We start from the raw sequence: 9,017 nt of genomic DNA, 5'->3' as shown, positions 1-9,017 counted from the left end.
TCGCTGGGCTCGCTGGGCTCGCTGGGCTCGCTGGGCTCGCTGGGCTCGCTGGGCTCGCTGGGCTCGCTGGGCTCGCTGGGCTCGCTGGGCTCGCTCTGGGCCGGGGTGGGTAGCGTGGCGGTTGCGCTACGCTTCCTGTGCTTGCGCACTCGCACGTAGTTGCGACGCACGCCGAAGGAGATAAGGAAGCCGGCCATCAGCATCACCAGTAGCATCAGCCGCTGTCGCTCCTGCTGGCGCAGTAACCTCTCCTGCAGCGGCTCCAGCAGTTGTTGCTCCTCCAGGGTGATCCGCAGATAGCCCAGGGTATCGTCCCCCTTGCGGATCTCCTCGACGAAGGGCCTGCGCCCTCCGCTCGGTGGTGTACGGTTATCGCTGCCGATGGGGAGCAGGGACTCCAGGGGGAGGGCATTGCCCGACTGGGCGACGGGGACGCCGCGCCCGTCGTAGAGGGTCACATCCGTGATGAGGGGATCGCGCGCCAGGTTGTCGGCCAGCAGGGAGAGCTCGTCTTTGTTCTTCTCTTGCAACCAGCGACTCATGTTGCGGGCCGCGTAGCTGACCAGCGCCTCGGCCTGCTCCCGGGCCTGGGCATTGAGCGCCTGGCGTTCGGCGGCCTCGATGCCGAGCAGGGTGGTCAGTACCCAGGCACAGAGCAGGGCACCCAGAGTCAGGCTGAGGGTCCGTTTGAGGGGTTGATGACGCACGCAGGCAACTCCGCTGGCGGGGAATAGTGCGGGATCTTGGCGCTTGCCTGCGGAAAATGCAATACGCTACTCTGGCTCCACTTTGACAGATGGAACCCTCTGAACGTGATACGGATTTCAACGCTGCCTGCCTCGCCGCAGGCCTGGTCTGAGGCGCTAAGTGGCGCCCCTCTCTGGCGCCTTTCCCTGGATGCTCTCCATCCCTCGGCCGATCCTCTGCAAGCGGCCTGGCTGGTTATCACAGGAGAGGCCGTCACGGCCGAACACCTGGCCGCCCTTGCCCCTGTACTGGCTCGTCACCGGGTCGAGACTTGCCTCTACCCGCCGGCGCCCGCCTGCCGTCAGACCCTGCTGCTCGGCTGTGATCGCTTCTCCCCCGAGCTGGCGCACTCTTTGCGGGAGCTGGCGCTGCCCTTCGAGGTCGCCCATCTGGCGACCCTGCCGACCCTGGCCGAGCCGGGCCTGCTGGTGATGGACATGGACTCCACCGCGATTCGAATCGAGTGTATCGACGAGATCGCCCGGCTCGCCGGTGTCGGGGAGCAGGTGGCGGCGGTGACGGCGGCAGCCATGCAGGGCAAGCTGGAGTTTGCCGATAGCCTGCGCAACCGGGTGGCCCTGCTGGCCGGTGCCCCGGTCGGGATCCTCGATGAGGTGGCCGCTCACATGCCCTGGATGCCGGGTCTGGCCGAACTGGTCGAGACCCTGAAACAAGCCGGATGGCGGGTGGCCATCGCCTCGGGGGGCTTTACCCGTTTCGCCGGTGAGCTGCAGCAGGCGCTGGGGCTCGATGCCATCTTTGCCAACGAGCTGGCGGTGGAGGATGGCAAGCTGACCGGTCTGGTGAGCGGCCCCATCGTCGATGCTACCGTCAAGGCCGAGGTGCTTACCCGACTGGGGGAGCAGTATGGTGTTGTTCGGTCGCAGCGAGTGGCCGTCGGCGATGGGGCCAACGATCTGAAGATGATGGCTGCCGCAGGGCTTGGTATCGCCATTCACGCCAAACCCGTGGTGCGTGCCCAGGCGGCGGCCAGCATTGAGCATCACGATTTGGACGGGGTGCTCAGCCTGTTGCAGGCCTCGGGTGCCGCACTCCTGCGCTGGGATCGATAAGCGAGAGGCCAGGGAGGGCCTATGACACTGGAACAAGAATCCTGTTATGTGACCGTGGGGGGGCACTCCCTGCATGTGCGCCGTATCGCACCGGCCGTTCCCGTGCACGGTGAACCCGTGCTGATGGTGCACGGCGCCATCGAGAATGGCCGCATCTTCTACACCGAATCGGGCAAGGGGCTTGCCTGTTTTCTGGCCCGCCACGGATTTTGTGTCTATGTGGCCGACCTGCGTGGACGTGGGGCGAGCCAGCCCTGTATCGCCAATGAGGCGCAGCACGGTCAATTTGAGCTCATTACCGAGGATATCCCTGCCCTGCACGCCTGGGTGCGGGAGCGACATGGGGGCGCCAGAGTACACTGGATGGCCCACTCCTGGGGGGGCGTCATCATGGCCTCAACCCTGGTGCGCCAGCCACCCCTCAGTGGGGAGGTGGCCTCCTTGCTCTTTTTCGGCACCAAGCGCGGAATCTCGGTGCAGGGGCCGGAGCGCTGGTTCAAGGTGGATCTGCTGTGGAACCGGCTGGCCCCCTGGCTGGCGCGTCGCCACGGCTTCTTCGCCGCCCGTCGCTACGGGATTGGGGCCGATGACGAGCCGCTCGCCTATCTGCAGGAGACCATCCCCTGGGTCAAAGGCGGTCCCTGGGTCGATCCACGAGACGGCTTTGACTACGACAGTGCCGCTTCCGGGGTCAGCTGGCCGCCGCTCTGGATGATTGCGGCCCGGGCGGACCGGGTGCTCGGCCATCCGAACGATGTGCAGCATTTTCAGAACGAGATGGGGGCACATGGGCGTTTTACCCTGCTCTCACGGGCCAATGGTAACCGGCTGGACTACGACCATATCAACATGCTGACGGCGCCTCAGGCGACCGAGGATCATTTCCCCGCCATCCTCAGTTGGCTGGATCAGGTGGCGTGATCCCCAGGGCAAACAGGGTGGCGGCCGTGGTGTCGACAAGATCCCCCAACCCCACCACGCTCCAGAGCTCCTCTTCGAGCTGGCGCGCCTTGTGGATGGCGAACTTGGCGATGTAGTCGAGTTCGTTGGCGATGAAGTTGGTATCGGGGCGCCCGGTACGCGACAGGGCGACCCTGACCGAGAAGAAGTGACCATTGGCCACCGCACGGCTCACGAAGGCGTGGCGATCCTCCCGGCTGGCAAAGGCGTCAACCCGGTGGCACTCGCTCTGGGGGAGTGCCTCTTTCCCCTGCCACAGGTGGATGTAGACCTCCTGCTCGGCAGGGGCCTCCTCCCGCTGTCGCTCGCGCAGCACATCCAGCACCAGGGACTTGTACATCTCTCCCCCGAGCAGGGGGGCCAGGTTATCCATTCCTTCCTGCTCGGCGAAGGTGGTCAACAGAGGGTCGAGCCTGCGCGGTCGGGCGCAGCGTCCTACCGCGGTGATCCGGGTGCCGCTCTTGAGCTTGTTGACATAGAAGGGAACGGTGAAGAGGTGATGGGTATAGAGATTGCGCAGTGCACGCGCCAGCCCCCGGTAACGCCGCCCCTCCTGCACCGCCTTGAGTTTGTTCTGGTTGCTCTCGATAAGCAGGGTGAAGAACTGGCGACCCACGTGACGCTCCGGTGCTCCGTCGATGCACAGGTGCAGTACGGTGCCGCTACCGTTGCCCCCCACCACCCGATAGGCGAGGTTGCGCAGGTCCATGCTCTTGGAGAGCTCTTGCAGGCTCGGCAGGGAGAGGGAGAGCACATCATCCTTCTGGCAATGGATCCCTTCTTCCAGCTCGATCTGCAGGCCATGGGTCGAGATATCCCGGGTCCAGCCCAGGTGTTTCTTGCCCCCGTAGCGGAGCACCACCGCCGTCTTGTGGCTGTAGCGACGCTCCTTGCGCAACTGAATGTAGTGGAGAGTCTCCACCTCGAAGGGGTCGGCCGTGATCGGGTGGCCGAAGCGCTGCAGTTCGTTGGCGTTGCGTCCCTCGAGAGGGGGGAGCTGGTAATCTTCCAGTGTGAGTTCGTTGTCGATCTGCTGCAGCATACCGACGTAGGCTATCTGCTTGAGCCTCTGTTGTAGCAAGGCGTCCTGAGGGTTGCCCTGCTCACCGGGGAGCAGGCTGCTGATGTCGGCCTCCATCAGGTTGCAGGGCTCCATGATGAAGCGATAGACACGCCAGCTGGGGCGGCGGGCCCCCACCTGGAAGAAGAGATCCCGCAGGCCGCTCTCGACGAGCTCTTCCCGGGTGGCGGAAAAGAAGTAGATATGACTGCGCACCGAGTGGGTGAAGCTGTAGATCACCGTCTCCTTGGTGGGCTCCGGTTGTTTGAGCAGGCGCTGCATGCGCAGGGCAGTGAAGAGGCCGCCCAGCATGTCCCGGTTGTGCTCGTCACGCCAGTATTCGAGGATGCCCTGGTTATTCTCGGTACGCAGGGCCATCTCGAGGCGTGGCGCCTCACCGGTGCCAAAGAAGAGGGGAATGCCGCCCATGCGGGGCAGGTAGTACTGTTCGTACCCCTTGATGATGGCGGCGGAGAGCAGGTAATCGACGCTGACCCGGTAGCGGCTCTTGTTACTGTCGATGAAGTTACGCAGGAAGTCGTCAAACTCCCGATTCTCGCCGAGGCGTAGCAGCCGCAGCCAGATCCTGTCATCGCGACGGCTCTCTCCCAGGATCTGGTATTTGACCGGTTGGTGCAGTACCGGGTGGGGGCTCTCTCGTTCCAGCCCGGTGAAGTAGACCTCCAGCTCGTCTCCCGGCAGATAGGGGGGGAGATGGGGTACCTGTACCTTGATGCCGCCAACCGAGAGATCCGACGTCTTGGCAAACAGGCGCTCACCATCATGGGTCTTGAGCAGCACGGGGGAGCTGAAGTGCATCCGCTCCTCGCGTCGGCCGTAGTAGCTGGCGAACATCACCCGTTTGACGTCAAACTGGCGCAGCGGACTTTCGGGGGGTTGTAACTGGGCGGCACCATTGCTCGTCAGGCGACCGTTGGAGTGCTCCTTTTGCCACTGGGCCAGGGCCTCGTAGACGCCGAGGGTGTATTGGTCGCGATAGAGGTAGCAGTGGGAGTTGAAGAGGGCCCAGGCTTCCGGAGGCATGGCATGCTGTATGCCCTTGTATTCGGCGATCTGGCAGAGTTCGCCGAAGTGATCCCGCATATCGATAACGCGCCGGCAGGGGGTGCAGAGGCGGTTTATCTCCATTTTTATCAAGAATCGGCTGTTGCTACCCTCCTGATGCGTGACCCGCTCGAACAGATCGTCAAAGTCGGGTTCACGCAACAGGGGTATCAACTGCTCGAGCAGCGTATTATCGATATCGCGTTCCATGCCTGCCTGCTGCGCAATGAGTGATTTTTAATCCAAGGGCGATTTGATCTGCCAAGTGCAAACAAGTATATCAAGCATCGAAATATTCTGTCTTAGATTAGAGTTGTGACCATGGCCAAGAACAAGAGTGCCTTCGTGTGTTCCGAGTGTGGGGCCGATTTCAGCCGCTGGCAGGGCCAGTGCTCGGAGTGCAAGGAGTGGAATACCATTACCGAGGTGCGCCTCGGGGTGAGTTCACCACGGGGTGGTCCGGCCCGTTTCACCGGTTATGCGGGTGCCGCCGGCAGTCGGGTGCAGACCCTGGCCGAGATCGCCACCACCGAGATTCCGCGCTTCACCTCGGGCTTCAAGGAGCTCGATCGGGTGCTTGGGGGCGGCGTGGTGCCTGGCTCGGCCATCCTTATCGGTGGTAATCCGGGGGCGGGCAAGTCGACCCTGCTGCTGCAGACCATGTGTGGTCTGGCCGAGCGGATGAAGACCCTGTACGTGACCGGGGAGGAGTCCCTGCAGCAGGTCGCGATGCGCGCGTCGCGTCTTGGGCTTCCCACCGACAAGCTGCGTATGCTCTCCGAGACCTCGGTCGAGCAGATCTGCGTGATTGCCCAGCAGGAGCAGCCGCAGATCATGGTCATCGACTCCATCCAGGTGATGCACGTGGCGGATGTGCAGTCAGCGCCGGGCTCGGTCTCCCAGGTGCGCGAGGCCGCCGCCCTGCTGACCCGCTACGCCAAGCAGAACAACGTGGCCATCTTCATGGTTGGCCACGTCACCAAGGACGGCACCCTGGCCGGTCCCAAGGTGCTTGAGCACTGCATCGACTGCTCCATCCTGCTCGACGGTGGCCACGACTCCCGTTTCCGAACCCTGCGCTCCCACAAGAACCGCTTCGGGGCGGTTAACGAGCTCGGCGTGTTTGCCATGACCGGCCAGGGGATGCGTGAGGTGAGCAACCCCTCGGCCATCTTCCTGAGTCGTGGCGAGGAGCAGTCCCCCGGCTCGGTGGTCATGGTGATCTGGGAGGGGACCCGTCCCCTGCTGGTGGAGCTGCAGGCGCTGGTGGACTACTCCCAACTCTCCAACCCGCGGCGGGTGGCGGTGGGGATGGATCACAACCGTCTCGCCATGCTGCTGGCGGTGCTGCACCGTCACGGCGGGTTGCAGATGGCCGATCAGGATGTCTTCATCAACGTGGTGGGGGGGGTCAAGGTGGAGGAGACCAGCGCCGACCTGGGCCTGCTGCTTGCCATGGTGTCGAGTTTTCGCGATCAGCCCCTGGCGCGGGATCTGGTGGTGTTCGGCGAGGTGGGGCTATCGGGGGAGATCCGCCCGGTCCCGTCCGGTCAGGAGCGGCTGCAAGAGGCCGCCAAGCACGGTTTTCGCCGCGCCATCGTGCCCTGGGCCAACGCGCCCAAGTCCCCCATTGAGGGGATGGAAGTGGTGCCGGTCAAGAAGCTGGCGGACGCCCTCGAGGCGTTGTAATGATTGCGGCATAGAGAAAGGCGCCCGAGGGCGCCTTTTTGTTTAGCGGGAGCTGGCGGCCTCGATGACCGGCGCCCGGTTCACCGCCTTGCCGAGGTAGGCGAGGGTGATGGTGACTATGATGCAGGTGAAGCTCAACCACATGTAGGGCAGGTAGTCGAGGGTGGCGACCCCGAGCACCCCGGCCATGAAGATGCCGTTGTCGCTCCAGGGCACCATGCCGCAGGTCAGGGTGCCGCCAAACTCGGCGTTGCGGGAGAGGTTCTTGCGCTGCAGGCCGAGGCGGTCGTAGTTCTTGGCCATGATCTTGGGGGTCAGGATCAGTGACACATACATGGCAGAGCCGAAGATGTTGGCCAGGAAGGCGGTGCCTATGGTGTGGCTGGTCAGGCTGCCGACGCTGTTGATGCGCTTCTCGAAGGCGTTGGCGATCACCTCCAGTACCCCCACCTTCTCGAGCAGACCACCAAAGCCCAGACCGAAGATGATCACCGCCACCGAGCCGAGCATGGACTCCATGCCGCCGCGCCCGAGGATGTTGTCGATAAAAGGCACGCCGGAGGTGATGCTGAAGGGGCTGTAGGCAGAGTGGAGGGCGCGAACCGGATCCATATCCTGGAACGCGATGGCCCAGACCAGGCCGAGCAGGGCGCCGAAGCTGATCACCGGGAAGGCGGGCTTGCGGTTAGCCAGCAGACCCAGCACCACTATGATGGGAACCACCGCCAGCGGCGTGATGTTGAACTGCTGGTCCAGGGCCTGCATCACCAGGTCGACCTGCTCCAGGCTGACGTTGCCGGCGTACTGCATACCGACGACGGTAAACAGGGCTGCGGTGATGACATAGGAGAAGAGGCTGATGGGCAGCATCCCCTTGATGTGCTCGACCACGTCCACATTGGACATGGAGGAGGCCAGCACCACCGAGTCGGAGAGGGGAGAGAGCTTGTCGCCGAAGTAGACACCGGAGAGCACGGCACCTGCGACCAGGGGGGCAGGTACCCCCAGGCTGTGGCCTATACCCATCATGGCGATACCGGCGGTAGCGGCAGAGCCCCAGGAGGTGCCGGTGGCCAGAGACGTCAGCGAGCAGATGATCAGGGTCGCCAGCAGGAAGATGGAGGGGTGAATCACCTTGAGGCCGTAGTAGATGATGCTGGGGACTATGCCGCCGGCGATCCAGGTGCCGACCAGAGCACCGACCGAGACCAGGATCAGGATGGCCCCCATCCCCTTGGCTACCCCGTCGATGGCCGCTTGCTCGAGAGATTTGTAGTCGTGTCCCAGTTTAATGCCGAGCCCCATGATGACGAACCAGGCGATAAACAGGGCCAGTTGGATCGGCAGATCGAGGAGGCTGGTGAAGGAAAATGCCAGGGCCAGGAAGATGGCCAGACAGGCCACCACCTGGTGCATTTTCGGTAATTGGATTTGGTTTTGCATAGATACTTCCTAACTCTTGCTCGCCAGGATCGGTCCCTGCTCGTTCCTGACGGGCAGTACGCCCCGAGGGGCCGATCGTAAAATGAGGGCGCAATCTAGCATAAAAGTTCGTTGATAAAGGCAAAAAATCGTTGAGATGAGACCGGATTCTCCCTCTGTCCGCACTTTTTTTGATCCAGCGCCGGTTCACCACTGATCACCCTTTTATCAACGAGAGGCGGGGGCTTGCATCAGGACAAGAAATGATCTCAAATGATAACCATTACCATTTATCTGTCTGGTTTTCCCATGAGACTCTTCTTCACCCTCTCCCTGTTGCTCGGTCTGGCGGCACAACTGCTGGCAGGGCGCCATCACCCCTACTGGTTTGCCAGTGCCGGATTCCTGCTGGCGGCCCTGATCATGACAGAGCCCAGACTCAGGTCCGGGCTCATTTTGCTTCCCATCGGCGGGATGGCAGGGGTGGTGACGTTACTGCTGATGCATCCCTGATTCAGGATGGGTTGGAGTGGAGCACCTTCTCATGGGCAATCGCCAGTGCATCCTGGACCTTGCTGGTCATCTCCCTGCGCTGCTCATCGGTGAGGAAGTAGATCATGTCGACATCGTGACGAATGTAGTGGGCCGGTAAATGGTTGAGGGTGAGGCAGCAGAGATCGGCCAGTTGATCCAGCGTCAGGCGTGAATCCAGCCCCTGTTCGCGGATGGCGTTGAGTACCAGGTGTTCGTAGAAGTTGTGGATGTCATTATCCAGTCTCATGGCGGGCTCCCAGGATAAGAAAGACTCGACCACAAGCATAGCCAAAACAAAACGCCCGCAACCTGAGGTTACGGGCGTTTCAGAAATCGTGGTGCGAAGAGAGGGACTTGAACCCTCACGTCCGTGGGACACTAACACCTGAAGCTAGCGCGTCTACCAATTCCGCCACCTTCGCACATTGTGTTTCCAGTTAGATTTACATGCTGCTGGAGAAGCATGG

7 protein-coding genes, 1 tRNA gene and 1 pseudogene are annotated in these 9,017 nt (G+C 62.5%); 4 read left to right on the top strand and 5 right to left on the bottom strand.

Features of this window, described 5'->3' with window-relative positions:
• Positions 1-128 precede the first annotated feature (128 nt).
• A pseudogene (locus AB5Y48_RS02175) lies at positions 129-707 on the bottom strand (YtjB family periplasmic protein); the annotation flags it as partial.
• Between the two features lie 108 nt (positions 708-815).
• Between AB5Y48_RS02175 and serB the strand changes: the two are divergent.
• Positions 816-1,820, top strand: coding sequence for a phosphoserine phosphatase SerB (serB, locus tag AB5Y48_RS02170; protein ID WP_050667722.1), 1,005 nt, complete (start codon positions 816-818; stop codon positions 1,818-1,820).
• Positions 1,821-1,841: 21 nt separating this feature from the next.
• Positions 1,842-2,741, top strand: coding sequence for an alpha/beta fold hydrolase (locus AB5Y48_RS02165; RefSeq protein ID WP_368163653.1), 900 nt, complete (start codon positions 1,842-1,844; stop codon positions 2,739-2,741).
• Here AB5Y48_RS02165 and AB5Y48_RS02160 read toward each other — a convergent pair.
• On the bottom strand, positions 2,716-5,115 hold the full coding sequence (locus AB5Y48_RS02160; RefSeq protein WP_224163741.1) for a PilZ domain-containing protein: 2,400 nt from the start codon (positions 5,113-5,115) through the stop codon (positions 2,716-2,718). The genes AB5Y48_RS02165 and AB5Y48_RS02160 overlap by 26 nt on opposite strands.
• Before the next feature lie 111 nt (positions 5,116-5,226).
• Here AB5Y48_RS02160 and radA point away from each other — a divergent pair, with 111 nt between their 5' ends.
• Positions 5,227-6,594 carry a DNA repair protein RadA gene (gene radA / locus AB5Y48_RS02155; RefSeq protein ID WP_058628328.1) on the top strand — a complete coding sequence of 456 codons (1,368 nt, stop codon included), beginning with the start codon at positions 5,227-5,229 and terminating at the stop codon, positions 6,592-6,594.
• 42 nt (positions 6,595-6,636) lie between these two features.
• Here radA and nhaC read toward each other — a convergent pair whose 3' ends face one another.
• Positions 6,637-8,037, bottom strand: a complete 1,401-nt coding sequence (nhaC, locus tag AB5Y48_RS02150) for a Na+/H+ antiporter NhaC (protein WP_050667890.1) — start codon at positions 8,035-8,037, stop codon at positions 6,637-6,639.
• Between the two features lie 288 nt (positions 8,038-8,325).
• Here nhaC and AB5Y48_RS02145 point away from each other — a divergent pair, with 288 nt between their 5' ends.
• The gene (locus AB5Y48_RS02145) at positions 8,326-8,529 is read left to right on the top strand and encodes a hypothetical protein (protein WP_050667891.1); all 204 of its coding nucleotides are present in this window, start codon (positions 8,326-8,328) and stop codon (positions 8,527-8,529) included.
• Between the two features lies 1 nt (position 8,530).
• On the opposite strand, the gene AB5Y48_RS02140 is transcribed toward AB5Y48_RS02145, so the two are convergent.
• Positions 8,531-8,797 carry a late competence development ComFB family protein gene (locus tag AB5Y48_RS02140; protein WP_050667889.1) on the bottom strand — a complete coding sequence of 89 codons (267 nt, stop codon included), beginning with the start codon at positions 8,795-8,797 and terminating at the stop codon, positions 8,531-8,533.
• Between the two features lie 89 nt (positions 8,798-8,886).
• Positions 8,887-8,972 (bottom strand) — tRNA-Leu (locus AB5Y48_RS02135).
• Positions 8,973-9,017: the final 45 nt, after the last annotated feature.

It is taken from the genome of Aeromonas sp. R6-2, assembly GCF_040908155.1.
Taxonomy (GTDB): domain Bacteria; phylum Pseudomonadota; class Gammaproteobacteria; order Enterobacterales; family Aeromonadaceae; genus Aeromonas; species Aeromonas schubertii.
This window is presented reverse-complemented; position numbering and strand designations above follow the sequence as displayed.